Annotated in this window: 24 protein-coding genes; 12 read left to right on the top strand and 12 right to left on the bottom strand. The window is 46.7% G+C overall.

All coding sequences use genetic code 11. The features are described from left to right. Positions 1-2 precede the first annotated feature (2 nt). Positions 3-1,139 (top strand): N-acetylglucosamine-6-phosphate deacetylase, encoded by a 1,137-nt coding sequence (nagA, locus tag ACVA6Q_RS00305; protein WP_446646059.1) that lies wholly within the window; start codon positions 3-5, stop codon positions 1,137-1,139. Positions 1,140-1,240: 101 nt separating this feature from the next. Here the strand turns inward: nagA and sstT are convergent, their stop codons facing one another. From sstT to ACVA6Q_RS00285, 4 genes are all read right to left on the bottom strand, one after another. Next, positions 1,241-2,458 (bottom strand): serine/threonine transporter SstT, encoded by a 1,218-nt coding sequence (gene sstT / locus ACVA6Q_RS00300; RefSeq protein WP_446646058.1) that lies wholly within the window; start codon positions 2,456-2,458, stop codon positions 1,241-1,243. A 270-nt stretch (positions 2,459-2,728) separates the two neighbouring features. Next, positions 2,729-3,127 (bottom strand): MaoC family dehydratase, encoded by a 399-nt coding sequence (locus tag ACVA6Q_RS00295; protein WP_353500124.1) that lies wholly within the window; start codon positions 3,125-3,127, stop codon positions 2,729-2,731. Continuing rightward, a complete protein-coding gene (gene phaC, locus ACVA6Q_RS00290; protein ID WP_446646057.1) occupies positions 3,117-4,877 on the bottom strand; it encodes a class I poly(R)-hydroxyalkanoic acid synthase in 1,761 nt (586 codons plus the stop codon). Before phaC ends, ACVA6Q_RS00295 begins: the two co-directional genes overlap by 11 nt. Positions 4,878-5,032: 155 nt before the next feature. Further along, the gene (locus ACVA6Q_RS00285; protein WP_446646056.1) at positions 5,033-5,377 is read right to left on the bottom strand and encodes a phasin family protein; all 345 of its coding nucleotides are present in this window, start codon (positions 5,375-5,377) and stop codon (positions 5,033-5,035) included. 698 nt (positions 5,378-6,075) lie between these two features. Here ACVA6Q_RS00285 and ACVA6Q_RS00280 point away from each other — a divergent pair. The 7 genes from ACVA6Q_RS00280 (at position 6,076) to ACVA6Q_RS00250 (ending at position 13,440) form a co-directional block, all read left to right on the top strand. After that, a complete protein-coding gene (locus ACVA6Q_RS00280) occupies positions 6,076-6,738 on the top strand; it encodes a TetR/AcrR family transcriptional regulator (RefSeq protein ID WP_446646055.1) in 663 nt (220 codons plus the stop codon). Between the two features lie 5 nt (positions 6,739-6,743). Continuing rightward, positions 6,744-9,032 carry an acyl-CoA dehydrogenase gene (locus ACVA6Q_RS00275; RefSeq protein ID WP_446646054.1) on the top strand — a complete coding sequence of 763 codons (2,289 nt, stop codon included), beginning with the start codon at positions 6,744-6,746 and terminating at the stop codon, positions 9,030-9,032. 79 nt (positions 9,033-9,111) lie between these two features. Further along, positions 9,112-9,549 carry a PaaI family thioesterase gene (locus ACVA6Q_RS00270; RefSeq protein WP_446646053.1) on the top strand — a complete coding sequence of 146 codons (438 nt, stop codon included), beginning with the start codon at positions 9,112-9,114 and terminating at the stop codon, positions 9,547-9,549. Positions 9,550-9,733: 184 nt separating this feature from the next. Then, the gene (locus tag ACVA6Q_RS00265) at positions 9,734-10,417 is read left to right on the top strand and encodes a spondin domain-containing protein (protein ID WP_446646052.1); all 684 of its coding nucleotides are present in this window, start codon (positions 9,734-9,736) and stop codon (positions 10,415-10,417) included. A gap of 8 nt (positions 10,418-10,425) precedes the next feature. Further along, positions 10,426-11,121, top strand: a complete 696-nt coding sequence (locus ACVA6Q_RS00260; RefSeq protein ID WP_446646051.1) for a spondin domain-containing protein — start codon at positions 10,426-10,428, stop codon at positions 11,119-11,121. Positions 11,122-11,186: 65 nt separating this feature from the next. After that, complete coding sequence (locus ACVA6Q_RS00255) at positions 11,187-12,011, top strand: response regulator transcription factor (protein ID WP_446646050.1); 825 nt, start codon at positions 11,187-11,189, stop codon at positions 12,009-12,011. A gap of 55 nt (positions 12,012-12,066) precedes the next feature. Then, the gene (locus tag ACVA6Q_RS00250; RefSeq protein ID WP_446646049.1) at positions 12,067-13,440 is read left to right on the top strand and encodes a histidine kinase dimerization/phospho-acceptor domain-containing protein; all 1,374 of its coding nucleotides are present in this window, start codon (positions 12,067-12,069) and stop codon (positions 13,438-13,440) included. A 71-nt stretch (positions 13,441-13,511) separates the two neighbouring features. Here the strand turns inward: ACVA6Q_RS00250 and rsgA are convergent, their stop codons facing one another. From rsgA to ACVA6Q_RS00230, 4 genes are all read right to left on the bottom strand, one after another. Beyond that, the gene (gene rsgA, locus ACVA6Q_RS00245; protein ID WP_446646048.1) at positions 13,512-14,567 is read right to left on the bottom strand and encodes a ribosome small subunit-dependent GTPase A; all 1,056 of its coding nucleotides are present in this window, start codon (positions 14,565-14,567) and stop codon (positions 13,512-13,514) included. Positions 14,568-14,850: 283 nt separating this feature from the next. Beyond that, the gene (locus ACVA6Q_RS00240) at positions 14,851-15,303 is read right to left on the bottom strand and encodes a copper chaperone PCu(A)C (protein WP_042500419.1); all 453 of its coding nucleotides are present in this window, start codon (positions 15,301-15,303) and stop codon (positions 14,851-14,853) included. A gap of 62 nt (positions 15,304-15,365) precedes the next feature. Next, on the bottom strand, positions 15,366-15,977 hold the full coding sequence (locus tag ACVA6Q_RS00235; RefSeq protein WP_446646047.1) for an SCO family protein: 612 nt from the start codon (positions 15,975-15,977) through the stop codon (positions 15,366-15,368). After that, positions 15,974-16,435 carry a hypothetical protein gene (locus tag ACVA6Q_RS00230; RefSeq protein ID WP_446646046.1) on the bottom strand — a complete coding sequence of 154 codons (462 nt, stop codon included), beginning with the start codon at positions 16,433-16,435 and terminating at the stop codon, positions 15,974-15,976. The genes ACVA6Q_RS00235 and ACVA6Q_RS00230 overlap by 4 nt, the downstream gene beginning before the upstream one ends. Positions 16,436-16,690: 255 nt before the next feature. Between ACVA6Q_RS00230 and ACVA6Q_RS00225 the strand changes: the two genes are divergently transcribed. Together ACVA6Q_RS00225 and ACVA6Q_RS00220 are read left to right on the top strand one after the other, a co-directional pair. Then, positions 16,691-17,257: an EndoU domain-containing protein gene (locus ACVA6Q_RS00225; protein WP_446646045.1), complete on the top strand. Its 567-nt coding sequence runs from the start codon at positions 16,691-16,693 to the stop codon at positions 17,255-17,257. Positions 17,258-17,311: 54 nt separating this feature from the next. After that, positions 17,312-17,632 (top strand): hypothetical protein, encoded by a 321-nt coding sequence (locus ACVA6Q_RS00220; protein ID WP_446646044.1) that lies wholly within the window; start codon positions 17,312-17,314, stop codon positions 17,630-17,632. Between the two features lie 27 nt (positions 17,633-17,659). Here ACVA6Q_RS00220 and sigZ read toward each other — a convergent pair whose 3' ends face one another. Continuing rightward, on the bottom strand, positions 17,660-18,205 hold the full coding sequence (sigZ, locus tag ACVA6Q_RS00215) for an RNA polymerase sigma factor SigZ (RefSeq protein WP_446646043.1): 546 nt from the start codon (positions 18,203-18,205) through the stop codon (positions 17,660-17,662). 325 nt (positions 18,206-18,530) lie between these two features. Between sigZ and ACVA6Q_RS00210 the strand changes: the two genes are divergently transcribed. Together ACVA6Q_RS00210 and ACVA6Q_RS00205 are read left to right on the top strand one after the other, a co-directional pair. Further along, positions 18,531-19,370, top strand: a complete 840-nt coding sequence (locus ACVA6Q_RS00210) for a helix-turn-helix domain-containing protein (protein ID WP_446646042.1) — start codon at positions 18,531-18,533, stop codon at positions 19,368-19,370. 69 nt (positions 19,371-19,439) lie between these two features. Further along, the gene (locus ACVA6Q_RS00205) at positions 19,440-20,024 is read left to right on the top strand and encodes a GNAT family N-acetyltransferase (RefSeq protein ID WP_446646041.1); all 585 of its coding nucleotides are present in this window, start codon (positions 19,440-19,442) and stop codon (positions 20,022-20,024) included. Positions 20,025-20,187: 163 nt separating this feature from the next. Here the strand turns inward: ACVA6Q_RS00205 and uvrB are convergent, their stop codons facing one another. From uvrB to ACVA6Q_RS00190, 3 genes are all read right to left on the bottom strand, one after another. Then, on the bottom strand, positions 20,188-22,161 hold the full coding sequence (gene uvrB, locus ACVA6Q_RS00200) for an excinuclease ABC subunit UvrB (protein WP_446646040.1): 1,974 nt from the start codon (positions 22,159-22,161) through the stop codon (positions 20,188-20,190). Positions 22,162-22,401: 240 nt separating this feature from the next. After that, a complete protein-coding gene (locus ACVA6Q_RS00195) occupies positions 22,402-24,675 on the bottom strand; it encodes an alpha-galactosidase (protein WP_446646039.1) in 2,274 nt (757 codons plus the stop codon). Between the two features lie 32 nt (positions 24,676-24,707). Continuing rightward, positions 24,708-25,706 carry a substrate-binding domain-containing protein gene (locus tag ACVA6Q_RS00190; protein WP_353498750.1) on the bottom strand — a complete coding sequence of 333 codons (999 nt, stop codon included), beginning with the start codon at positions 25,704-25,706 and terminating at the stop codon, positions 24,708-24,710. Between the last annotated feature and the right edge of the window lie 34 nt (positions 25,707-25,740).

Genomic DNA, 25,740 nt, shown 5'->3' with positions numbered 1-25,740 from the left:
CTATGACATTACGCGGCATTTCGGCACACAGAATATTTGATGGTACGACGTTTCATTTCGACTCTGTACTTGTGTATAGAGATGACATTGTCGTCGATATCCTTCCTAAAGCAGAGGTGCCTGCGGAGCTTTCCTATGACGACTATCAAGATAAGATCATAGTTCCGGGCTTTATCGACATTCAGGTCAATGGTGGCGGTGAAGTGATGTTCAACAACACGATGACCGTTGAGGGTATCGATACGATATGTAAAGCGCATCGTAAACACGGTACGGCTTATTTGCTTCCTACTTTGATCAGTGCCACTACAACGGACATGACCAACGCATTGAACGCCGTAGCCAGTGCCATGGAGAAATGCATCCCTGGTGTGGCGGGCATCCATTTAGAAGGTCCTTGGCTTAACGCTAATAAGAAAGGAGCTCATGATGCGGGTAAGTTCTACGCCCCAAGTGTTTCTGAACTTGAATCGTTTCCTTGGTTAGCGGTGGGCACTACGTTGGTCACCTTGGCGCCAGAGTGCGTAGATACCGAGGTCTTGGCCTGGTTAAAGAACAATGACGTGGTGGTTTCCTGTGGACACAGCAATGCATCAAGTCATGAGTTATCTGGTGAAAAGTTGCCATTGATCGACGGATTTACTCATCTGTTTAACGCGATGTCTCCGTTGGAAGGGCGAGAACCCGGTGTTGTAGGAACCGCTTTAATGGCCGATCATGCTTGGTGTTCTATCATCGTTGATGACATTCACGTGGACTCGGCGAACGTAATGCTGGCGAAGCGTCTCAAACCTCAGCAGCAACTATTGATCGTCACCGATGCGATGGCGAGCGTAGGTAGCATCAGCAATAGCTTTGTTCTTGACGGTGAACAGATCAGTGTACAAAACGGTCGACTGGTTAACGCGCAAGGAGCACTCGCTGGGGCACATATCGGTATGGATCAATCTGTTGCCAACGTCATTCAATGGGGAATCGAAGAGGCTGAAGCATTCCGCATGGCTTCGATGTACCCTGCACGAGCGATAAATCGTCCCGATTTAGGCACTCTAAAGTCGGGCAGTAAAGCCTCTGTCACCATTCTCAACTCGGACTATCGTGCTTCACACGTGATGGTGGATGGCCAACTTCTTAGCTAAGTAGCATGGGCACGTCTTTAATCATTGAGATATCTGAATGCGAGATAGAAAAAGGGCTGTGTCGATGACACAGCCCTTTGAAGTTTGGATGCTAGCGGATATTAACCCTGCTTGTTCTGCTCTGCTTTGCAAACGGCCGCAGTAAATACCACGTCAGTTGAGCTGTTCAGCGCTGTCTCGGCAGAATCTTGAATCACACCAATGATAAAGCCAACCGCAACAACCTGCATGGCGACATCGTTTGAGATGCCAAACAGACCACACGCTAGAGGAATAAGGAGCAGCGAACCGCCAGCGACGCCTGATGCACCACAAGCAGATACCGCAGCAACAATGCTAAGTAGTAGTGCGGTAAAGATATCGATTTCGATGCCCATGGTATGCACAGCCGCTAGAGTCAGCACCGTAATGGTGATCGCTGCACCTGCCATATTGATGGTCGCGCCTAGCGGGATAGAAACAGAATAAGTGTCTTCATCTAAATCCAGCTTCTCACACAGTGTCATGTTCACTGGGATGTTAGCCGCACTTGAGCGTGTGAAGAACGCCGTCACACCACTTTCACGTAGGCATTGGAACACAAGCGGGTATGGGTTTTCTTTGGTCTTCACGTAGACAATGATTGGGTTTACAACCAGCGCAATGATTGCCATAGCAAGCAGCAGAACGAACAGAAGTTGTGCGTAGCCAGCAAGTGCAGAAAAACCAGTTGTTGCGAAGGTGTTCGCCACTAGGCCAAAAATACCAAATGGGGCTAGACGAATGATAAAACGTACGATTTGTGACACGCCGTGGCTCAGATCTTCAAATACCGCCTTGGTGGTGTCAGAGGCATGGTGCAGGGCTAAACCCAGACCAATTGCCCACGCCAAAATACCGATGTAGTTGGCGTTCATCAGCGCACTAACTGGGTTATCGACCAGCTTAAACAGCAGTGTGTGTAGAACTTCGCCAATACCTTGCGGTGGCGTTGCTCCTTCCGCGCCGGCAACCAAGGTAAGCTCGGTTGGGAAAAGGAAGCTAAGCAAAACTGCAGTAAGCGCCGCCGAGAATGTACCAATGAGGTACAGCACAACGATTGGACGCATATGCGTGGTTTGGTTTTTCTTTTGGTTGGCAATAGAAGCTGCGACAAGAATGAAAACTAAAATTGGGGCGACAGCTTTAAGTGCTCCGACAAACAAGCTACCAAGCATTCCGAAGCTTTGAGCAGTTGTTGGAGACGCGACAGCGAGGATAACACCAAAAACGATACCCGCGAGGATCTGCAGAACCAGATTACCATTCGCATAACGGGCAAGGATGCTAGAACTTTGCATTTTTATATCCCTGTATAGATTCTGCACTGAGTCGCGATGGTCTTAGACAGCACCATTCCGCTAGTGCAGTTATTATGTAATAAAGTGTGTTTGCGTTCGGTATCTTAGCAAGACAGGATGATGTGTCTACAAATAATTCAATTGTTGAATGATTTAGTTGTTATTGTTGAGTTTAATGGTTGTAAATGTTGGGTAATTTAGTGTTTGTGACACGAAAAAGGCAGCGTTAGCTGCCTTTTGGGGATCGAGAACGATTTTTTTGACTCAGTTTTAGCCTTGAAGCATGACCGTCGCTTCGCCTTTGATGGCGACTTTTCCTTGCTCATTAAGTACTTGAGTTAGCAGTTTAGCGATGGGTTTATCCTCTCGCACTTCAGTGACCTCTACGCGAGCGGTCACAGTCTCTCCTACGCGTATCGGGCAGGTAAACTGCAATGTCTGCCCAAGGTAAATAGCACCAGGCCCCGGAATTTTTGATGCCAGCAGCCCAGACACTAAACTCGCGCCTAACATTCCGTGCACAATCGGCACTTCAAACGGCGTCATGGCGGCAAAGGCTTCATCCAAATGAACCGGGTTATAATCTTCCGCTAACGAGGCAAACTGTTCTACGGCGGCTTTATCGAGTGTTTTACTCAGGCTCGCGTATTGTCCTACTTCAAGCGACATGGCAGCTCTCCTCTAGCGTGTTTAGTACGTCTTCAATGCGTTGTTTTACATAATTTCCCGGTGCGTCAAGCTCACCTTCAAGCACGCGAGCCTCAATTTTCTGTGAGAAATTACGCGCATCAAGCCACTGTTGCCAATGCCCCCACCAAGAGCCAGTGTGCTTATCTGCTTTCTCAAGCCACGTGTCGGCGTCGGTATCGACATTGTCGTTCGTCCAATAGCCATACTTAGTCGAATCCGCATGATTCATCGGACCGGCAATATGTCCGCTTTCCGCTAGTACAAAAGTGTTTTGACCGCTTAGCAGATCCGTGCCCTTAAAGGTGCCTTTCCAAAGCGCGATATGATCTTCGATAGCGGAAAGGAAGAAAGTTGGCGATTTCACTTTAGTAAGGTCAATACCAATACCGTCGATCTCAATGCCATTTGGCTGGCTGAGTTTGTTCTCCAGATAAAACTGGCGCAGCATCTGGTTGTGGCAACCTGCTGGCACATTAGTGTTATCGCTGTTCCAATGCAGTAGATCGAACGCGACGGGCTTTTCACCTTTTAGGTAATTGGTGATGTAGTAGTTCCAGTAGAGGCTGTTTTCACGAAGCAGACTGAATGACACCGCCATTTGGCGTCCATCCATATAACCTTGGTGGTTGTTTTGGCTTTCAATGGCCGAAATCATTGGATCATTGATAAAGATACCAAGTTCACCAGGCTGTTGGAAATCTAGAATCGTGGTAAGCAGGGTTGCTGACTTAATGCGCTGCTTGCGACGTTTACCGGCCAGATATGCCATCGCTGCGGTAAGAAGCGTTCCGCCAATACAGTAGCCTAGACCATTGACTTCACGCTCACCTGTTTGAGCTTCAATGGCATCCAGCGCTGGGATGATGCCATCTGTCACGTAATGACCAAAGTCGGTATCACGGAAAGATGCATCTGGATTGACCCAAGAGATCATAAAGACCGTGTGACCTTGATCGACCAGCCATTTCACAAATGACTTACGCTGATTCAAGTCCATGATGTAGTACTTGTTCACAAATGGCGGGACTAACATCATCGGGCGCTTATACACTTCCTCTGTTGTTGCTTGATACTGGATAAGCTCGAACAGATGATTTTGAAATACGACTTTACCCTCTGTCGCCGCCACATTCTCGCCAACCACAAATGCTTCATTGTCGGTCATACGGATATTGAGCATGTCTACGCTTTTGCTCATATCTTTCTGCAATTGGTCGAGGCCTTTAACGAGGTTTTCGCCGTTGGACTCGAGCGTCAGCTTCATAATCTCTGGGTTGGTGCTAATGAAGTTACTTGGCGACATCGCATTGAGAAACTGGCGCGCAAAGAACTCGAGGCGCTCTTTTGCTTCCGGTTCGATATCTTGGGTATTGCCAATCGTGTCGAGTACCGATTTACAGACCAGTTTATAGCTCTCTTTGATGTAGCTATACATCGGGTTTTCGGACCAGCTTTCATCTCGAAAACGAGGATCTGTCTCTTTTTCGGTAGATTCGCTGGTCGATAAAATACAGTCATTGAACAGGTTTATCTGTTGGTTCCACCATGTCATTTGCTGCTCTAGGATACTGGTAGGGTTGCTAGTGACAGATTGTGCAAGCTGACTCCAGTCTTCGACTTGAGATTTGAAGATGGTGGATTGAGTAGGCTTTTGAAACGCATCAAACCAACCTTGGGTGGCTTGAAAGTAACTATCGATGACATCTTGGAATGGGGGCTTATTTTCCATCTTCTCATCCTTTATTGCATAGAAAATAGAGGGCGACACCATGTTTAGAAACGTATGTTTAGAAACTCATGCTCGGAAACTGATGTTTACAAACGGATTCTTATAAACTGATAGTTACTAACAAGGTACGCCCATCTCAAAGAGCGGAGCCAAGATTACTTGTTTGGCGTAATTGAGCTTGCCGAAATTTCATCTACAGCGGCTTTAAACTCGTTACCAATCAGGCTTAGCTTTTGACCGTCTTCAAGCAGGCGCTGGCTTACTTTAGTAATGATTTCGAGTTGCTTGCTGCCGTGGTTCATCAGATCTTGTGGTTGTTTCACCGATACAAGGCTTTGCAGATTTTCGTTGGTCAACTCACTGTAGGCAGTCAAAGTTTCAATCTGCATTTTTGATAGTGTTTCTACATTCTTCGCAACCAGTTGGCTGAAGTTAGCAAATGGGTTAAGAACAGATTGTAGTTGAGCATTTACAGCTTCTAGAGCGGCTTGATTTTGCATGGTTAGCTTCCTTTTAAACGTCTTTTTGATGAACAACGCGTCTCTAATATCGAGTTACCTGTTCGCTTGTTGATTTAAGTCATGGAATTCAAACGCGTGTTTGAATACGGATATGATGAAGAATGCTTAACCCTTTGTCACTAGCCTCAAAAGACATAATTCATAGGCAAACAGCTCTAAAAATAGTGTTCAGCGTTTAATTGTCCTTTGAGTTTGATTGCATAAGTGCCCAATTTAATTACTGTTAATGACTTGTTGTTATTTGATATGCGTTTGAATCTTGATTTCACTATACGGTTATTAATTGCCAAAATTGAAATGTAGATCACAAAAATACCGCTACTCATCTGAAGTGAAAGGTAATTGACCTATTCGGTTGTCTTTATTTATGCATGCCCAACCATTCGATTTTGTGATTGATTGTGGGGTTGGGCATGTATTTTTTGTGTGAATGCTTTGTCTGAGATTTATTTCCATACCATAGGGTGGTGTTGGTAACTAGTTGTATTTAAAGGCTTTGATTCCTTTTTTCTTACGATTTTAGTCTAACCTAAAAATATTTCCTCATTAGTTTCATGAGCTTAGATGTATATGCGTCCTGCAATGGATGTTAATTTTAAAAAGTTGATGTTAATCACTTGTTGAATTAAATTTTGCTGGATATATTAAACAAGCGTTTGATACGGGCGTTTTAAATTATGAAAGTAAAATCTGGAACAAAAGAAAAGATATTTAATACTGCTCAAGCTCTATTTATAGAGCGGGGTTATAACAATACATCGCTACGAGATATCACTCAAAGAGCCGATGTGAATCTAGCCGCCGTCAATTATCACTTTGGAGATAAAAACTCTTTAGTACAGGCGATTCTGGATGACTACCTCGTTCACTTAATGCCACAAGTGCATGGGCAATTAGAACAATTGAATCTCAGAGCGAGCTATAGCGTTGAGGATGTGTTGAACACAATAAAGTCGCCGCTATTGGGTTTAAATAAGTTACACCCAAATGGCATGGCTAGCTTTTTATTGCTCATTGCTAGCGGTTATAGCGATGTTCAAGGACATTTGCGATGGTTCATTGTTAATCATTACGGGAAAACGTTAGAGCTATTCAAACTATCCATGCTCAAAGCTAACCCAAGTATTGATGAAGAGTCTTTGTTTTGGCGATTGCATTTTGCCCTTGGGGCGTTCGTGTTTGCCACCGTGTCATCTAAGGCATTAAACGAGATCGCCGCAAGCCAGTTCGATCGAGACAGTGACTTTTTAAATATTATCGAGCAAGCCATACCCTACATTTCGGCTGGCTTAGAAACCGACAACAAGCAAGATAATTGCGAAACTCAACAAAAGGATTAATGGATATGAGTGTCATTACAAAGAAGTTGATCAGCCAGCCAGCATTTAATCTGTTTAAGAAAGTGCTGCCACCTCTGTCAGCCACTGAACGTGAGGCCATGGAAGCGGGCGGAGTATGGTGGGATGGCGAATTGTTTTCTGGTAATCCAGATTTTAATACTCTTCACAATTATCCCCAGCCGACGCTGACTGCGGAAGAACAGCACTTTATAGAAAATCAGCTCGAAACCTTGTTGTCGATGCTCGATGATCACAAAATCGTCAAAGAAGATCGCGATCTACCACCAGAAGTCTGGGAGTATTTAAAGAAAGAGCGCTTCTTCTCACTGATCATTTCCAAGGAATACGGCGGGCGCGCTTTCTCTGCGCTGGCCAACTCAACGATAGTGTCCAAAATCGCGACTCGTAGCATGAGCGCGGCGATTACGGTCATGGTGCCTAACTCCTTAGGCCCTGGCGAACTGCTTTCACACTATGGTACTCAAGCACAAAAAGACTATTGGTTGCCTCGACTCGCTGATGGTACAGACACACCATGTTTTGCCCTCACGGGGCCTGAAGCAGGCTCTGATGCGGGTGGTATACCGGATACCGGCGTTGTTTGTTATGGCGAACACCAAGGTGAGAAAGTGTTAGGTATCCGACTTAATTGGAACAAACGCTATATCACCTTGGCACCCATAGCAACCGTAATGGGGCTGGCGTTTAAGATGCTAGATCCTGAAGGTTTACTTGGCGATAACAAGAACGTCGGCATTACGTGTGCATTGATTCCAACCGATCACCCTGGCGTTGTGATAGGTGAAAGACATGACCCTCTTCATCTAGCCTTCATGAATGGCACGATACAAGGTCAGGATGTATTTATCCCGATGGACTGGCTCATTGGCGGCGCTAACTATGCGGGTAAGGGCTGGCGTATGTTAGTGGAATGTCTGTCAGCAGGTCGCGGTATTTCACTGCCCGCACTAGGCACCGCTATTGGCCATTTGACGGCGAGAACGACAGGTGCGTACGCCTATGTTCGTAAGCAGTTTGGTATGTCGATTGGTAAATTTGAAGGGGTGGCCGAAGCACTAGGTCGTATTGGCGGTTTGAACTACTTGCTGGAAGCGAGCCGCACCCTAACAACGACGTCGCTTGATATGGGTCAAAAGCCAGGTATTGTCACCGCCATTGCCAAATATCACATGACAGAAATCTCACGTACCATCTTGAATGACTCGATGGATATCCACGCAGGGCGTGCTATCCAATGCGGTCCAATGAACTACTTGTCTTCGGCGTATTTGGGTGTGCCGGTTGCTATCACGGTAGAAGGTGCGAACATTCTAACGCGTAACCTTATGATTTTTGGTCAGGGTGCCACACGTTGCCATCCATACGTATTCCAAGAAATGGAAGCAGCGGCAAATCCAGATCATCAAGCGGGTCTTGAGGCGTTTGATAATTTGCTGTTTAAACATATCGGTCATGCGACGAAAAATTCTATTGGCGGCTTGTTTGCTGCACTGACAGGCTCTGCGCTAACCTCGTCGCCGGTAAGTGGTGAAACAGCTCGTCACTATAAAAATTTGAAGCGCTTGAGCAAGGCTCTTGCGGTGAGTGCTGACTTTGCCATGTTGACGCTGGGTGGTGAGCTGAAACGCAAAGAGCTGATTTCTGCGCGCCTGGGTGATGGTCTTGCATACCTGTATTTGGCATCAGCAGTATTGAAGAAATACCAAGATGAGGGCAGCCGAGCAGAAGAGCGTGACTTTGTTGATTATGCAGTCGATTACTGTTTCCACCATGCGGCGAAGTCATTGAACGAAGCTTACCGCAACTTCCCAAGCGGATTCGCAGGTAAGACACTAAAAACACTGCTATTCCCAATTGGTAACCATTTCAAATTACCAAGCGATGATGTCACCTTGCGCATCGCAAACAAGCTGATGGTACCTGGTGAGATGCGCGATCGCTTGACGCATTTGTGCTATGTCGGATCTGCTGAAGACGACAATGTCGGACTGATGGATCGCGCCTTTGTTGCCATGTATGGTGTTCGAGACTTAGAGAAGAAGCTTCTTTCAGGCGTTAAAGCAGGCAAGGTTGCTCGCAAGGGTCTATTGGCTGACCGTTTGGCACAAGCATTAAAAGAAAATGTCTTGAGCCAAGAGGAAGTCGATAAAATTCTAGAGGCGGATGCGCTTCGATACCGCGCGATTCAGGTTGACCACTTCAGCCATGATATGAGAACCACGCTAACGAACGGTGCTCCTCAAAAACAAAAGGCGCTAGCCAACGCAAGCTAGCATTAAAAGCCTGTCTACTTCGGTAGGCAGGCTTTTTTGTATAACGATAACAAAAGATTAGGTCTCAACGAGGAACAACATGGAAAGTCCCCAGCACTATCAAGCGCTAGAAAGCATGTACTTGGCAGCGCCAATTAACGAGTTCTACTTACCTCGAATTAAGATCCAGGAAGCTCAGGCGGATATTGAAATTGAGCTACACAAAAAATACTTTCACACTGCAGGCGCAGTGCACGGCTCGGTCTACTTTAAAATGCTCGATGATGCCGCCTTTTTTGCCGCTGCAAGCCTAGAGAAAGAGTACTTTGTCCTCACGACCTCTTTTACCACCTATATCACTCGACCTGTTTCCAAGGGACGTATGAAAGCGGTAGGTAAAGTCGTCAACATCAACAGCAGTCAGTTTATTGTTGAGTCGGTGGTCTACGACGGTGAAGATCGCGAGATAGGACGAGGCAATGGGTTGTTTGTTCGCAGTAAAATGTTGCTGCGAGATGTACCTGGTTATCAGCCCTAAGGGATTGAATTTACAGAGGGAAGAATTTTCAGAGCCAATTGAGAGATATTTGTGAGAAATCGGTGAGGCTGCTGCAAACCTTGACCTGCATGCTTTAACACATGGAAACGCGCAACAACCTTAACTTGTGCATTGTGCGTTTAATACATGGTGTCCTTAGGGACAGTTAAAGGATGGAATCACAATGAAAAAACGTACTCAACTTGGACTTGCTATAACGTCTGCATCACTACTTCTCGGAGCCGGCTCCGTCAATGCCGCTGAGCTTGAAATCACCATCACTAATGCCACCAAGGGCATCTACTTCACGCCGCTCATCGTTGCTGCGCACAATTCAGATTTGGTAATGTTTCGCACTGGACAAGCGGCTTCTGCCGAGTTAGAGGCGATGGCTGAAGGCGGGGATATCTCTGGCTTGGCTAACGTGATCGGTAACGCTGGTGGTGTGGTGGTAGAAAACCCAGCGACTGGCATTTTAAATCCAGGTGTCGCGACGACCTTTTCAATGGATAGCGGAAGCTTTAGCTACCTCTCTCTAAGTGCGATGTTACTGCCAACCAATGACGGCTTTGTTGGCCTAGATAGCTGGAAAATCCCATATGAACCAGGTACTTATAAAGCGACGTTGCGCGGCTACGATGCGGGCACCGAAGCCAATGATGAGCTTGCTGGAAGCATGCCGAATCCTCCTTTTCTTACCTTTGGTGCTGGTGGTAGCGGTGTTGAAACCACAGTAACCAATACCACCGTTCATGTTCACCCAGGTAATTTGGGCGATAGTGATCCCGCTGGTGGCATTAGTGACCTAGACAATACCAGTCACCGCTGGTTAAACCCAGTTGCAACGATCACTGTTGTAGTGAAATAGGAGGTCACATGAAGACACGAATTTTACTATTGGCCAGCGCTGTTGCGGTGATTGCAGGGTGCGGTCACAACGATGATGGCAGCCCAGCGGCTCAAAACTACCGCTATACGGTGAGCGTTCAAAATTTGTCGGCGAATCAGCCATTGAGCCCACTTGCGATACTTGCTCACAATAGTGGCTTTAGCATGTTTGAAGTAGGGCAGAGCGCATCTGTTGAGCTAGAACATTTGGCTGAAGGTGGCAGTAATGCTGAGTTGCTTGCGTTGAGTGGCAGTGACGATAATGTTTACACCAGCACATCAGGGAAAGGGCTCATCATGCCTGGTGCAAGTGACTCTATCACTTTGACCTTGTCACCAGAGCAAGCCAAGTATCTGTCGGTCGCGTCTATGTTTGTGAACACTAATGATGCGTTTGTCGGTGAAACCGGATTGTCCATTGGTAGCCTCACATCTGGCGAAACCTTTGTCATGAACATGAATGTTTGGGATTCAGGAACCGAAGGGAATGATGAACTAGCGGCAACCATACCTGGGCCTGCTGGCGGTGGCGAAGGCTTTAACGCCAATCGGAATGATGACGACAAAGTCACTTTTCATCCGGGAATTGTGAGTAAAGACGATGGGTTAGCTACATCTGCATTGTCAGCGAATCACAGGTTCTTAAACCCAGGGGCAAGAATTACCATTACACGAATTGAATAATGAAAGTTATTACTACCTGCTCCGGTCATGTGCTAGGTCTACGGAATTGGAGCAGGTATCGTGATATGGCAAGTCAACCAAACCGCAGGTCGTTTACTGCAAGTGCGCCCCAAGCTTCCACTGCGGTGTATAAAGCCGCCAATATATTATTGGTAGAAGACGACGATGATCTCGCTGATCTAGTTCAGATGCATCTTAAATTTCAGGGTCATCAGGTCACGAGAGTGAGTCTGTGTGGGGAAGCGCGCCAACACTACAGCACTCAGCCTTTTGATCTTGTGATTCTCGATAGAGGTCTGCCGGATGGTGACGGCATCGATGTATGCCACTCGCTGCGACGGGTAGAAGATTGGACGCCAGTTCTTATGTTGACTGCACGCGACAGTGAAATGGACAAAGTCGACGGTTTGGAAGCGGGTGTCGACGACTACATTACCAAGCCTTTTAGCGTCTTAGAGTTTCAGGCTAGAGTTCGGAATATTCTACGCCGCCAAACAAGACCTGGCTCCTCAGCGCAAGAGAGCGAACACAATGAACTGGTATTTGGGCCGCTGACAATTAGCCCAGAGCAGCACACGGTGTCATTACATGGTAAAACCATTGCACTTACCGCTACTGAATTTACATTGCTGCACTTTTTGGCCTCAAGACCTGGCAGGGTCTATAGCAAGGATGAACTGCTAGAGCATGTTTGGCACACCAACCACACCGGTTATCACCATACAGTGTGTAGCACCATCAACAGGCTGCGCACTAAGCTGACGGTGCCCGATTCTACCCAGATGAGCGCCGACACTGAGGCTTCCGATAATTCACAACCAAGTAATCAACAAAGCTTTGTTCAGACGGTGTGGGGCGTTGGTTATAAGTTTCAATCGATTCGCGTGTGACGGATTGGATGTGATGAGTTTGATGTGATGGAAGCGAAGTCTAAAAGGAGGTGGTATGAGTTTCAAAATGCGCTTAGTGATTTTTACCAGTCTCTGGTTCTGCCTTATGACGGTGATCATTGCCGTGACGTATCATTGGCAGCGACAAACCATTGAGTACCGTACGACCCAAAGTCTGCATAAAGACTTAGCGGTACATATGCGCGATGACAATCCACTGATGATTGGCACCGAATACAACCCCAAAGCGCTGAAATCAATATTTCATACCTTAATGCTCATCGGCCCTGATTTTGAGATCTATTTTCTTGATGCCCAAGGGAATATTACCACTCATGCAGCGCCAGAAGGGGCTGAGATCATGGGTAGTATTGATATCGAACCGATACGGCGTTTTCTGTCAAATCAACCGTTTCCGATCCTCGGGCAAGACCCACGTCATCCAGGGGAAGACACGGTATTCTCAGTCGCCGCGATAGAGGAGTTTGGCTCTACCATCGGTTACTTGTATGTGGTCATTGGCAGCACCAAGCATTCAGCGATTGCCAAAGCACAAGTGGATACGCCCTACATTGCCTTAACGGGGTTGACGCTGCTGTCGATTCTTGGGTTTGCGATAGGCGCTTATTGGTTAGTGAAACGCAGCCTGCTCACCCCTATTGAAAAAGTGACCATGAACTTGGAGCAGCAGGCCGAACAAGACTTTCGCTTAAAGCCGGATTTTACCAAGCAGGTACCCGAGTTAGTGCCGATCGCGCATTCGTATCAGAAAATGGCCAAGCAGATTCAGCAGCAGTTTCTTCAACTTGAATACCAAGCAAGTAGTCGCCGTGACACACTCGTGCAGCTCAGCCATGATTTAAAAACGCCACTCTCTAGCGTTCTGGGGTATTTGGAAACCTGGAAATTGCAACACCCGGGTTCTGACCCCTTGATTGAAGTGGCGTATCGCAATTGCGGTAAGCTGTCGGAGCAGCTCTATTCACTGCTCGAAACCGCTAAAGCGGATTCTCATTTACCCAGTTATGAGTATCAGCCTGTTGAACTCAGTTCTTTGGTGACAGAGTGTGCCGAAACTATGTTGAGTCAATTTCAAAGACGGCAGATAACACTCAATGTCGAGGTGGATAAAGATATTAAAACCATAGGGGATAGAGGACTGCTGGAGCGATTGGTGCTTAACTTGCTAGAGAATGCGTTGCGTCACAGTCCATCCGGTGCCAGCGTTGATTGCCAAGCCCATACTTCGCCAGATGGCCAAAGCATTCAGTTTGTGTTTATTAATAGAGTAGAAGCCAGCGCGCCGAGCGGGTCATTGGGGATAGGAACGAGGATCGTTCAATCGATTTTAATGTTGCATCACAGCTACTTAGAAACCAGTGCTACGGATACTTTGTATCAGCAGCGATTTGCGCTAAGAGTGCTGTAAACCTAAGAGTGCTGTAAAAAGGCTCCGAGCGTACTCGGAGCCATGTTTGTTTGGGCTTAATGTCTAATCCGTTAGTAGCCTTTTTTACGATGGCGACTTTCAGATTGCACCGACTTGATGAACTTACCAAACTCTTTGGATTTGCTGCGTTTTTCCGCAAGTGATGCACTGTTTCTCGCTTGCTCGCGCTGCAGTTTGAAGTAGTTCTCCATTCGTCTCTCATCAAGCTCACCGGCTTCCAATGCTTTGCGCACTGCGCAGCCTGGCTCGTTGGTGTGCTGACAATCACTAAAGCGGCATTGGTTTATCAGCGCTTCAACATCACTAAAGGTTTCGGCTAGGCCTTCTTCACTGGCCGTGAGCTGAATTTCGCGCATGCCCGGTGTATCTAGCAGCAATCCACCCTTTGGCATCTTGTGCATTGAGCGAGACGTTGTGGTGTGGCGACCTTTACTGTCGTCTTCACGAATGCCGCCTGTCGTCTGAGTTTGCGTTTGCATCAGTGTATTCACCAATGTCGATTTACCGACCCCTGATGATCCCATAAACGCCACGGTTTGCCCTGTTCCGCACCATGATTGCAGTCCTTGTAGCGACTCCACATCAAGCGAATTAACCGTTTCTATCATCAAAAATGGGTCAAGGGATTGCACTTGCTGGCGCTTGTCTTCGACATCGTCACACAAGTCGGCTTTGGTGAGTACGATAACCGCTTCTGCTTTGGCTTCATTCACTAACGTTAGGTAGCGCTCGATGCGACTAAGATTAAAGTCAAAGTTGAGCGAGCAGACGATGAACACCGTATCGACGTTCGCAGCAATGTACTGCTCTTCGATTTTTGAGCCCGGCGCCTTGCGGCTGAACAGTGACTTTCGCTCCAGCAAGCGAACAAGCCCCTGTTGCTCGTCAAGGAGTAGCCAGTCTCCCACCGTCATTGCTGGGTAGCTAATGTGGTGTTCAAGGTGAAACTCTTGTTGCTCAGTACAAACGATATAACCGCTGCGATGATGAGCAATCACTCGGCCGAAAATAATGCCGTCATACTCTTCTAGCGTGAGCTGTTGTTGAAAATAGGTTTTCCAGCCAAGTTCGTTGATCGCGATTGGATGGGTAAAAATAGAATGCATTGTTAGTACCTAAAATTTGGTCTTATTTTTATAAGGGTCAGGTACTTACCGATGTAAGTGTGTGCAGGTTGCACAAGACCCCGGTTATGAACACCGGGTAAAGAAGGGGAGGGGTTAGGAAACAGTATCTTTTGTTGTGCTTCGCTCAACCGTTAGTTTTAGCCAACTTTACCGGGTGGGTATGAATAACAATCATGAAAATCCTCCAATGTAGTGAGTGAAAACAGGCTAATAATAGCAGCGCAGCGCTGATTGTACAGCGCTGCGATATAGAGCATTGAGATTAGTGATGTTTATGATGCTTCATACCCGACATGACTTTTTTCACTGGCACGGTCAGGACTTTCACTTCACCATTGGCAAAGTTTAGCTCAACGTTAATGGTGTCCCCTTCTTTCATAGGCGCTTTTACATCCAATAGCATCACATGCAGGCTGCCAGGCTTAAGGATGGTTTTACCATTGGCTGGAATGTCGATGGTGTTCACTTGACGCATCTTCATGACATCACCTTCTTTGATGACATCGTGAAGCTCAACCACGCTTGACGCTTGTGAGCTTGCGCTAACGATAGTACGAACTTCATTGCCGGTATTTTCAATGGTGCCGAATACCGCGCTGGTTGTTGCATTTGGTGGTGTTGCGCGAGCGTACACATCATTCACATCGATAGCGGCGTGTGCCATCGAAAGAGGAGCTAGGGCGATTGCAGATAGAAGGAGTTTGTTGAGCTTCATGGTTCATTCCATTGTTATAGGTGCATCGTTATAAGTGCATCGTTTATAAAGTATAGTGTTGCTTATCCTTGCTTATTAACGCGATGAATCGCCTCAATAATCGGAGCAGGATTGAGCGTGTGCGGCACTTTTTCAATAAGCGTGCCGTCCGGGCTTAGGAAATAGAAATACGAACTGTGGTCGAGGGTATAGCCAAGCTTGGAGTCCTCAAGTTCTGTCTTACGGAAGATAACGCCATACTTGTGAGCAAGCGGCTTGGTGACTTCCAACGGTGCAGATAAGCCTTCAATCATTGGGTGAAAATAGTGGGCGTATTCAGCCGAGGCTTCTGCGGCATCGCGCTCTGGGTCGAGAGAAACAAACATAGGTCTTAATGTGGCTTTGGTTTCATCATCGACCTGATTCAACGCGCCAGCTAGCATCGCCAATGAGGTTGGGCAGACATCGGGGCAGCGGGTAAACCCAAAGTAGACCACACGGGTGCGAGGGTCAGCTTGATCAAAAATCGCTACAGCTTGCCCATTCTCGCCATACAGTACCGATTCGGAGACCGCTTGCAGTTTGGCAAGCTCTTCGGCCTGCTGTTGCTTTTGTTGTTGGTTGTCGAGATAGAGGTTGCTGCCTATGCCAAGGCCAAACGCAACCGCTAGAAGTCCTATCCATTTTTTGTTCATCGAGCACTCATCCTCAAGGCTGCTTTAATGTCGGTCTCACCATCAGAAACCTTACCATACCAAGTCATACGTTGCTCGGCACAAACTGGTAAGATAATTTCACCTTGATAGACGTCGGGTTTGATCATCTCAAGCTGATACTTGGCGACGCCCATGTCCATCTCTTTACCTTGAAGAGAAACGGTTAAAAACTCCGCACTAGCATTAGGCCAAAATACATCGACCTTGATTGGCGTCAGCGGTGTGACACGGCGTGTGTCGAGCTTAACTTTCACGCCTTGCTGCTCGCAAACCTCGTCAGAGAGCACGCAATAGTCAGTCAAATCTATCTCTGCGTTTGGCGCCTGTTTAAACGCCGATGGCAAATAAAAGCCAGCGCCTAGCGCTGCCGCAACAAGGAGAATTTTTAATTTGCTGTTCAAGGTGATGTTAACCCATAGAAGAATTGGTAACCGCATCCTAACATATTCCATATCGGCATCTGTGCGGTAGTCCAAATTTTTGCTGCTTGTTAAATGACTTAGCGAGACGCAAATGGGCCTGTGTGTTTGAAGGAGGCTGAAATTTTGAAAATTGTCATTTACATCAAGATTATCTTTGAGTCACAACTTACCCTACTTTAGCAGTGCTTTACTCGCGTGTTCCTTCAAGCGTGTCTAGAGTCCAAACTGATTAGTACAACATATCGTCAGGCTAGAACAGGAACTATTAACATGAAAACGACTTCAAAATGGGCTTTGTCACTTTATGTATTGTGTGGCTCAGCCCTGTCCAGCCAAGCCTTTGCTATCAATTGCAACACATTGGATGAATGGAGCCCAACCATTGATGGCAAACAAGTGAATTTGCACCATGTATTTTGCGGAGAACCGTCGAAAAACGACCGCGCGAAAGGATTTCATGCCTTTCCCAAGGGCGTGAAACCGAGTAACTTTCAGTCGGCACAACCTACTGATGCACCCAACACAGCAGGCGTGTTTACTCTAAGGCAGATTAAGCTAGAGTTTAACGGCAAGGTGTACACTAAGTCGTTTAGCTCTATGTTTCCAGAGCATTGCAGTGCAGACCAAATTACCGCCAGCATTGTGTACTCCAATACCACGTCAACCGGCAATTGCAGTAACCCAAGTTGGGCACAGTGTGGCATGAGTGCCCCCGCTACCGATGCGACCGATGGCTACTGCAACGGCAACGATGGTAAGCCGTTCCAAGTTGCCAGTGCGCTGCTTTACGATGACAATAGTAAGATAAACACGGGCTTTCCTATTTACCAACCATAGTGGCAAAGATGGAAGTCGGGTAAGCGTTGAACTTTTAAAGGTGTATAGAGAATCATGACAAAACACGAAGCGTTTCAATGGCCTGATTTTGATGAGGCCAACCTATCTCATTGCACCTTGAAGGACTTTTTTGCTTCCGATATCCAATACTCAGCACTAATTGGTAAAGAGATCCTTCAGGGTATTCGTGATTACCTCTCTGGTGAGCGTGACAGCTACGACGGTGGTGGTAATGGCTATGAGTTTTGGTGTGCGCAGGAAGGGTTTTATTTGCAAGGCATCTACTCCGGTGGCGATGAAGCCGAGGTGTGCGTGAGCTACCCAGTCGTGTTCGCGGGTCTTGAAGCGTGGTTGGTTTGGATAGAACAAGGTTAGCCGCGACATAGGGTTAACCTATGACGATCAGCAGCGATTACAATTGCCGGATTTAGACGCGTATTCCATAAGATTTCCCTGCGAATCAACAGAAAAGTCACAGCAGCTATGAAATACATCCAATAGTTTTTTACGGCTTTGCTTAACTCGCGACTTGAGCGTGGAGTAATTGATGCCCTTGTTCATTGCGTAATCTTTTTGCGACACTGCGTCGATTTCTATTGCGATGAGTAGCTCGGCATCTTGCTCTGGTAGCTGCTTGATAAATGGCAACAAGCAGTGGGAGAGCTCGCTGATAAGCTGCGCTTCATCTTGCTCCTGGTGCCACAAATCATCCGATGTCACTTCCTGTCTTTTACTGTTTTTTCGGTAAAAGTCGATAATGGTATTGTTGGCAATCTGGAACAGCCAGGGTTTGATTTTGCTCTCGTCGGTCACCGCTTGAAAGCCATTGTGAGTTTTAATCAAAACCTCTTGAAGTAGGTCTTCGACATCTGCTGGATTGGCGATTTTACTGTGTAGAAACGCTTTTAGGCTGGATTGATAGGCTAACCAGATTGGCTCAAGTTTCATAGGGTTTGTTTACCTCTTAGTGATCGACTTAACTTTACTAGTAAGGATGTCTGTTCGCCAGTATCTAGCGCTAATCAGCTTAACCTTAGTATTGCTCAAAATCGGCCATTTACTTTTTCACTGCCAATAAGACGAGCAAACTTTAGAAAAGACGAGAAATTTTTTAGATTGTTTCCAAGAGATTTTCCCTCAATCAACATGCGTCTTTGCAATCATCCATTACCGGTGAAGTATCTTTATGCAGTGCTGCAGTATTTACTAATACCGGCTCTTATTAATCTAACTTACAATTAAGACCAAAGCCTCAATCAAGAACACAGCCTCAATGATCACCTGGAAGCATTCCCTTGAAGGATTTGAATGGTTAATTCATCAAGTTTGGTACCTAGAAGTTAACCCAAATGAAGTGATTCGTTTTCCACCCCAACTGATACCTAACCCTAGAGCTCATTTGCTATTTACACCGCCAGAGCAGCGCTATCATTATGACAATGGTGAGCAAATCATGAGTGGAAAGGGGAGCCATTTACTTTCAGCTTCTGAAAATCTGTTGATCATGGATGATGTTGCTCCGTTGAAACGTATTGGCATCACTTTCCAACCAGGTGCACTTTATTTACTGAATCCACAATCATCAGCATTACTGAATCAATGTGGTTGGTATGACTGGCTGGCGTCATACTTCAGTCCATCTTTTCAAGAGTCGTTGCTTAGCTGTCAGTCTCAGGAAGAGGTCGTTAATTGTATTGGTAAAAATCTCAATAGCTTAGGGATAAGCTCTCAACAAGATAAAGCTTACTCATTGGTTTCAAAAGCGCTCTTAGCAATTACTGAGCAACTCGACAGAGATGAGGCTAGCGAGGTAGATGTAGAGCAACTGGCACTTGATTGTCATTGCACTCGGCGCACACTCGAACGCCATTTTCGGCGAGTGATGGGGCTAAGTATAAAGAAATACCAATTGATGCTAAAACTAGAGAAAATGGTGCTCGCACTATACCAAGAAGCTGGGTCTGTGAATTGGGCAGAGTTTTCTCAACGATTTGGATTTAGCGACCAATCACACCTCATAAAGCAACTCAAACAGCAGATTAAACGAACCCCTAATCGCTACTTAAGCCAGCGCGATCTCACCATAGACATTTATGGGGATTTTGAGATGTAATTTGTCGCAAATGTACAATTCGTTTTAAGAAAAGCTCACTACCATGGGCAGCAAATAACGAGGTAACAAATGTCATATTCAAAATTAAAACACGGTGAGTCAGTACCATTTAATGAGACGCTATCTATCCAATTGATCCGCCAGAAGGATCTCATCGATATCTTCAACATGTTTGATGACGAAAAAGTGAATCAATATCTATTCTTTGCACCAGCAGACGAAGCACTATATCAGGGATTCTTTGGTCCCATTGTTGAAGATACCGAAAATGCCTTGCAAGAGCAGCGTTGGCCTGACAATCCAACTTTTGTCATTCGAGACAGTCAAGGGCGATACATGGGAATGACCGCTATAACCCAAGTTATGTTCCTGGAGGGTAACCGCGAGGTTGGTTATCAGCTTCCTAGGCATGCTTGGGGACAAGGAATTGCTACACGCGCTTGTCAATTGATGACTGAACTAGCGTTCAATGAACTAGACAGTCATAAAGTGTGTGCCGATTGCTATGGCCAAAATGTAGGTTCATATAGAACACTGGAAAAGTGTGGTTATGTCAAAGAGGGTGAGCACGCTGACTATTACAAAACAGCGAAAGGATCTGACTCTAAGTTGTTTTATGGCATCACGAAACAGCAGTATCGAGACAACATTTAACGAGCTTTGTTTTGAAGGCGCATAACCAATCAAACCAAACCAACGACAATAGTCGAAACGCTTTGTTATTCGAGTTAGGTTGAATAGCGGATATATCGCTTTTCAACCTTCCTGAGGCAGTAAGGACTAGGTCTTCGATGGCTGTTTCGTCGTGGCCTTACCCTTACATAAAGATGAACTGCCTATAAAGGCTGTCTAGCTCTGAGCGAATTTGTTGAATCTGAGCGTCATCTTTAGTGTCTACGGCTTCGAACAGCATTTTTTCCCTTAGAGTGATTTGCTGACACAAGCTCTTAAGATCATCACAAAACCCCACATGGTGATGGGCTTTTTGTCTGGCGGTATCTACCGCGGACGCAATCTTTCTACGAGAACTCATAGGTATCACGTTGTTAGTTTGATTGTAGGCCTGTTGTCGTGTACGTCGCTGCAATGATTCATCTATTGCTTGCTTCATTGCTGGAGTGACTTTGTCTGCGTAAAGAATGGCTTTGCCATTGACGTTGCGTGCTGCTCGGCCAATGATTTGAATTAGAGCTTCTACTGAGCGTAAAAAACCTGCATGGTCAGCATCCAAAATAGCAACCAACGAAGCCTCGGGAATATCTAATCCCTCACGCAGTAAGTTGATACCGATTAATACATCAAATTCACCGGCTCTTAGATCATTGATGATCTCCACTCTATCGGAAGTTTTGACGTCAGAATGCAGATAGCGAGCTCGAATACCTTGCTCATTAAAGAACTCATTCAGCGTTTCGGCGCTGCGCTTGGTTAATGTTGTTACGAGCGTCCGTTCGTTTTGTGCTGAGCGTTCACGTATCTCTTCTAACAAATTATCCATGCAGCTTGCAGAGGGGCGAACTTCAACTTCAGGATCCAATAACCCTGTCGGGCGGATAATTTGCTCGATGACGACATCATTTGAGCGTTTAACCTCGTACTTACCTGGTGTCGCTGAAACGAAGATGGTTTGAGGTTTTACTTTTTCAAACTCGCTAAAGGTTAGCGGGCGATTATTGAGTGCGGAGGGTAAGCGGAATCCATAGTCAATTAAGGTGTCTTTGCGGCTGCGGTCTGATTTTGACATCGCGCTAATCTGAGGCACCATTACGTGGGATTCATCAATAAAGACGAGGCCGTCTTTAGATAAGTAATCCATGAGAGTAGTTGGTGGCAAAGCAGGATCTCTGTCATTCAGATAGCAGGCGTAGTTCTCAATTCCTCCGCAGTAGCCTAATTGCTGCATCATTTCAATATCGTGCATGCAGCGCTCATACAAACGAGCGGCTTCGGTCACTCGATTTTCAGCACTGAGCTCTGCAACTCTGCTCTCCATTTCAAGTCTAATTTGCTCACTAGCTTCACGTACCTTCTCTGCAGAAGAGGCGTAGAGGGTTTTTGGTGATACTTTGTATTCGCTGCAAGGTGCTAGCACGACTCCTGTCGCTGGATCTATCCAGCTCAGACGATGAATCGTCCCTTTGTTTAACTCTACACGAATTCCATCTTTCTCAGAGTCTGCTGGAAAGATATCGATTATATTGTTTTGCACCTTATAGCCTGCGCGTGAAAGCTTTGGCTGAGTAGGTGTGTATTGTAAGCGCGCTAGACGCTTTAACAGGTCGTCTAGATTTAACTGAGCTCCAACCGCTAAAGGGATTTGTAAATCACGATACGCCTGCGGGTCTCCTAATCCATAAACAGACGACACCGACGCGACAACCACGACATCACGCCTCTCAATCAGAGATTTCGTGGTGGATAAACGTAACCGTTCTAGTTGTTCGTTTATTGCTGAATCTTTACGGATAAAACGGTCGCTTCCTGGGATGTAGACCTCTGGCTGAAAATAATCGTAATAAGAAACAAAATACTCAACGGCATTTTCTGGAAAGAATCGCTGCATCTCACTATACAGCTGAGCGGCCAGTGTTTTGTTGTGAGCCAAAATTAACGTAGGACGCTGCAGGCGATGAATGATATTCGCCATGGTAAAAGTCTTGCCAGACCCGGTCACTCCTTTGAGTGTTTGGTGGGTTTTGCCGCTATTGATGCCTTCAATCAATCTCGCAATGGCTTCGGGTTGGTCACCAGAGGGTGGATACTCAGAATGAAGAATAAATGTGTTTTTCATTAGGCATATTCCTTATGAGTGAGCCACCAAAGTATAGTCAGGATCAGGTATTTATCGAGTTGTTGCGGGGAGCGACGGGCTGACTTTCATCAAGTGACATCTTGGTGAACCTGACATTTGGCAAGGTCTATATCTAATGTTGGTAAAGAAGGTGACAGAGGGGCGCTGAGTAGGCAACACAGATGTTGCCCCGATATTCAGCGTTGATCACTATTGAAGTTGGCGTTCAGCATCCCAGGCTTAATCACCCTCGGCCATAATATGATAAATCCGAGACCCAAAATCACCGATATACCGAGTATGCTCGGTAATTTCTACTCCCATAAACTGATTGTTGAGCGGTAGGCCAACATTGGCTAGTTGGTCACCATAGAGCTGATACAGCTCGCTGTTAACAAGCGTGCCGGTGGTTTCAATCTCTTCGCTATACTGCGCTCTAGAGCGGACGGTAAATGCCAGCTCCGGGTTCAGCGCAGGCAGTTTGATGGTTTCTAGCTCGCCACTGCTTTGCTGCAGTTTTTGGTAGTAGCCGAGTAGGGCTTCGCTGCCGTCATCATTGACCACCAACCAGGTGGTAATGTTGCCTTCAAATGGGGAAGACAGACGGTAAAAGCGGCCAAATTGAAGCAGTTGTCGGTGCTGCTTATAGAATGCGATTTGCTCCACCACCGCTTGGGTTTCTTGCTCGGTAAGTTGAGTGATGTCGAGTTGGTAGCCAAAGTTTCCAAAGGCAGCGACATTAAAGCGCGTTTCAAGCGGTGTGCGGCGCAGAACTTGGTGCGATGGCTTTGCGGCGAGGTGGGCGCTCATGGCCGACAACGGATAACACAAAGAGGTACCGTGCTGGATGTTCAAGCGCTCAATGGCATCGGTGTTATCACTCGTCCAGGTTTGCGGCATGTAGCTGAGCATGCCGAGATCAAAGCGATTACCGCCGCTAGAACAAGACTCAAACAAAATATTCGGGAAGGTCTTGGTTAGTCGCGTGAGTAAGTCATACAGTCCCAGAACGTAGCGGTGATTAAATGAAGCTTGTTCCTTTGCTGACAAGGAATGAGCGTAGCTATCACTGAAGTTTCGGTTGTGATCCCATTTCACGTAATCGACTCGGGCGCGGGAGAACACGTCACTGAGCTTCTCAAACAAATAGTCAATCACTTCAGGGTTGGCCATATCGAGTACGAGCTGATTTCGACCTAATGATGGTGTGCGTTCGGGGTGAGTAATCGCCCATTCAGGGTGGGCGCGAAATAGCTCGCTGTCAGGCGAGACCATTTCTGGCTCGACCCAAATACCAAATTTGAGTCCATAATCTTTCACGGTCTCACTGATGCGTGCGATACCACCGACAAGTTTTGGGTTGTCAAAATAGTCGCCGAGGCTGGTGGTGTCGTCATCGCGTTTGCCAAACCAGCCATCATCAAGCACGAATAGCTCGACACCAATAGACTTGGCTTTTTGTGCGATGGCATCCAGTTTGTCGTAATCAAAATCGAAGTAGGTTGCTTCCCAGTTGTTCACTTGGATAGGACGTTCTATATTGCGCCACTGCTCTGAAATAACATGCTGGTTGATGAACTGATGCAGTTGCTGGCTCATGCGGTTCAAGCCGCTCGCGGAGTAGGTGAGCGCAATTTCTGGTGTGGTAAAACGCTCGCCTGATTCCAGCTCCCAACGGAAATCAAAGTCATTAATGCCGGTCATGACCCGCGTTTGGTTGTTCGGCGAGACCTCAGCCACTGATAGGTGGTTGCCGCTGTACATAAGCCCAAACCCGTAACAGGCACCAAGATGTTCATTGGTCTCTTTTCTCGCTAGGGCAATGAACGGGTTGTGATTGGCGCTGCTCACCCCCTTTTTGGAGTCTATTTGAACAGTGCCCTTTTCAAGGCTTTGGCGCGCGATTTGTGCCTCTTTGATCCATTTGCCTTGCAGGTGAATCAGATCCCAGCTTTCGTCAGCAAAATCGACGCAGCTACTGAGTGCGCGAAGAAGTTGTACTGGTCGACTGGCATGATTTCGCACCACTAAATGGCGAGTGATGACGTCGGATTGGCTAAAGACTGAGTAGTGGACATCCACTTCAAGTTTGGTCACGGGATCGGCTAAGGTAATCACTAGGTGCTGACTATCTCGCTCAGCACTGGCAGACGGTAAGCCTTCAAGCGAAGGTTTGCTGTCTAGAAGTTGGTGTGATTGGTAGAGTAAATCGGTGACACGTGAGCCATCGGTATATTCAACATGCAAAAGTGGGCTTCGATAATCCCCTTTGCCAAAGGTAGGTACTTCGAGCCTGAAGGTGTTTAGAGTTTGCCCAGGTATGTCTGCATAGTCTGTCGAGGAGCCCATCTTGTCATGATAAAGATGCTCAAGGGCATTGAACTGAGGTCGATGGGTGAGCCTATCTCCATAGTGAAGATGAACAAGGTGGCCGGTGCTCGTGACTTTAATCAGGTAGCTAGAACGTTTGGTTTGAAGGTGAAACTCTAACCCTTGGTCATTAATCGAAATCATTCAACCACCTATTTATGCAGGGCGCGCTTTGGCTAGCGCGCGAATACAGATTTACGTTGGACAAGTGTTGGCGTGAACACAATCGGGTCATCTTCGATGGCCTCACCGCGAGACAGCAGTAATGCTAATCGAGCGGCACGTTCGGCCATCATTGCGATTGGGTAGCGCACGGTTGTGAGATGTGGGTGCACAAAGCGGGCGATTAGGCCGTCATCGAAACCGATAACAGAGATGTCTTTAGGTACCGAAATGGCATTATTTTCAAGCGCTTGAATTGCTCCAGCGGCCATATAATCGTTGTAGGTGACCACCGCAGTAATATCTAACGATTTAGACAGTAAATTGGTCATGGCGAGTTCGCCGCCATCGCTGCTTGGTGCACCCGCTTCAATGTAGTTTTTGGAAAGCAGAATACCGTGATCTTCCAGAGCAGTTCGATAGCCCTTAATGCGCTGATGGGTATCTTCAATGTCTTGGGAAGAAGCAATGCAGGCAATGTTGCGATGACCGGACTTAATTAAATGCAACGTAGCAAGATAAGCGCCGCGCTCGTTGTCGAGCGAAATACAACGTGATTCGATTTGTGGAATAAAGCGGTTAATGATTACCAGCCCTTTCACTTCTTTGGCATAGTTGATGAGCTCTTCATCACTGAGCCCTTTTGCGTGCAGAATAATTGCCTCACAGCGGCTATTAATGAGTAGCTCCAAGGCGTGGCGCTCGTCATCTGCATTGTGATAGCCATTGCCAATAAGGATATGCTTGCCCGCTTCTCTGGCGACTTGATCCACTGATTTGATTAAGGTGCCAAAAAACGGATCCGACACATCAGAAACCACGACGCCGATGGTATTGGTACTTTGGCTGACCAGCGCTCTTGCTGCCGCATTGGGGCGATAGCCCAACTTTTTCATCGCCGCAGACACTGAGTCGATGGAAGACTGGCTGGCTTTGGGCGATTTATTAATAACACGAGACACTGTGGCGACAGAGACTCCTGCTTCTTTCGCGACATCTTTTATGGTTGCCATGGGGCACCTTTTGCATTGGAACTATTACGATTGC

The sequence above is a fragment of the Vibrio sp. DNB22_10_4 genome (genome assembly GCF_052879755.1).
Note: the sequence above shows the minus strand (reverse complement) of the source record. Positions and strands in the feature narration are given on the sequence as shown.

What these genes read in the sequence shown, in the direction of transcription:
- ACVA6Q_RS00190 (WP_353498750.1), bottom strand. Translation starts at nt 25,706, where the DNA reads ATGGCAACCATAAAAGATGTCGCGAAAGAAGCAGGAGTCTCTGTCGCC.
- ACVA6Q_RS00240 (WP_042500419.1), bottom strand. Translation starts at nt 15,303, where the DNA reads ATGAAGCTCAACAAACTCCTTCTATCTGCAATCGCCCTAGCTCCTCTT.
- uvrB (WP_446646040.1), bottom strand. Translation starts at nt 22,161, where the DNA reads ATGAAAAACACATTTATTCTTCATTCTGAGTATCCACCCTCTGGTGAC.
- ACVA6Q_RS00210 (WP_446646042.1), top strand. Translation starts at nt 18,531, where the DNA reads ATGATCACCTGGAAGCATTCCCTTGAAGGATTTGAATGGTTAATTCAT.
- ACVA6Q_RS00225 (WP_446646045.1), top strand. Translation starts at nt 16,691, where the DNA reads ATGAAAACGACTTCAAAATGGGCTTTGTCACTTTATGTATTGTGTGGC.
- ACVA6Q_RS00270 (WP_446646053.1), top strand. Translation starts at nt 9,112, where the DNA reads ATGGAAAGTCCCCAGCACTATCAAGCGCTAGAAAGCATGTACTTGGCA.
- ACVA6Q_RS00220 (WP_446646044.1), top strand. Translation starts at nt 17,312, where the DNA reads ATGACAAAACACGAAGCGTTTCAATGGCCTGATTTTGATGAGGCCAAC.
- ACVA6Q_RS00205 (WP_446646041.1), top strand. Translation starts at nt 19,440, where the DNA reads ATGTCATATTCAAAATTAAAACACGGTGAGTCAGTACCATTTAATGAG.
- phaC (WP_446646057.1), bottom strand. Translation starts at nt 4,877, where the DNA reads ATGGAAAATAAGCCCCCATTCCAAGATGTCATCGATAGTTACTTTCAA.
- ACVA6Q_RS00255 (WP_446646050.1), top strand. Translation starts at nt 11,187, where the DNA reads ATGGCAAGTCAACCAAACCGCAGGTCGTTTACTGCAAGTGCGCCCCAA.
- ACVA6Q_RS00280 (WP_446646055.1), top strand. Translation starts at nt 6,076, where the DNA reads ATGAAAGTAAAATCTGGAACAAAAGAAAAGATATTTAATACTGCTCAA.
- ACVA6Q_RS00275 (WP_446646054.1), top strand. Translation starts at nt 6,744, where the DNA reads ATGAGTGTCATTACAAAGAAGTTGATCAGCCAGCCAGCATTTAATCTG.
- nagA (WP_446646059.1), top strand. Translation starts at nt 3, where the DNA reads ATGACATTACGCGGCATTTCGGCACACAGAATATTTGATGGTACGACG.
- ACVA6Q_RS00265 (WP_446646052.1), top strand. Translation starts at nt 9,734, where the DNA reads ATGAAAAAACGTACTCAACTTGGACTTGCTATAACGTCTGCATCACTA.
- ACVA6Q_RS00250 (WP_446646049.1), top strand. Translation starts at nt 12,067, where the DNA reads ATGAGTTTCAAAATGCGCTTAGTGATTTTTACCAGTCTCTGGTTCTGC.
- ACVA6Q_RS00260 (WP_446646051.1), top strand. Translation starts at nt 10,426, where the DNA reads ATGAAGACACGAATTTTACTATTGGCCAGCGCTGTTGCGGTGATTGCA.
- ACVA6Q_RS00295 (WP_353500124.1), bottom strand. Translation starts at nt 3,127, where the DNA reads ATGTCGCTTGAAGTAGGACAATACGCGAGCCTGAGTAAAACACTCGAT.
- sigZ (WP_446646043.1), bottom strand. Translation starts at nt 18,205, where the DNA reads ATGAAACTTGAGCCAATCTGGTTAGCCTATCAATCCAGCCTAAAAGCG.
- ACVA6Q_RS00235 (WP_446646047.1), bottom strand. Translation starts at nt 15,977, where the DNA reads ATGAACAAAAAATGGATAGGACTTCTAGCGGTTGCGTTTGGCCTTGGC.
- ACVA6Q_RS00195 (WP_446646039.1), bottom strand. Translation starts at nt 24,675, where the DNA reads ATGATTTCGATTAATGACCAAGGGTTAGAGTTTCACCTTCAAACCAAA.
- rsgA (WP_446646048.1), bottom strand. Translation starts at nt 14,567, where the DNA reads ATGCATTCTATTTTTACCCATCCAATCGCGATCAACGAACTTGGCTGG.
- sstT (WP_446646058.1), bottom strand. Translation starts at nt 2,458, where the DNA reads ATGCAAAGTTCTAGCATCCTTGCCCGTTATGCGAATGGTAATCTGGTT.
- ACVA6Q_RS00285 (WP_446646056.1), bottom strand. Translation starts at nt 5,377, where the DNA reads ATGCAAAATCAAGCCGCTCTAGAAGCTGTAAATGCTCAACTACAATCT.
- ACVA6Q_RS00230 (WP_446646046.1), bottom strand. Translation starts at nt 16,435, where the DNA reads ATGCGGTTACCAATTCTTCTATGGGTTAACATCACCTTGAACAGCAAA.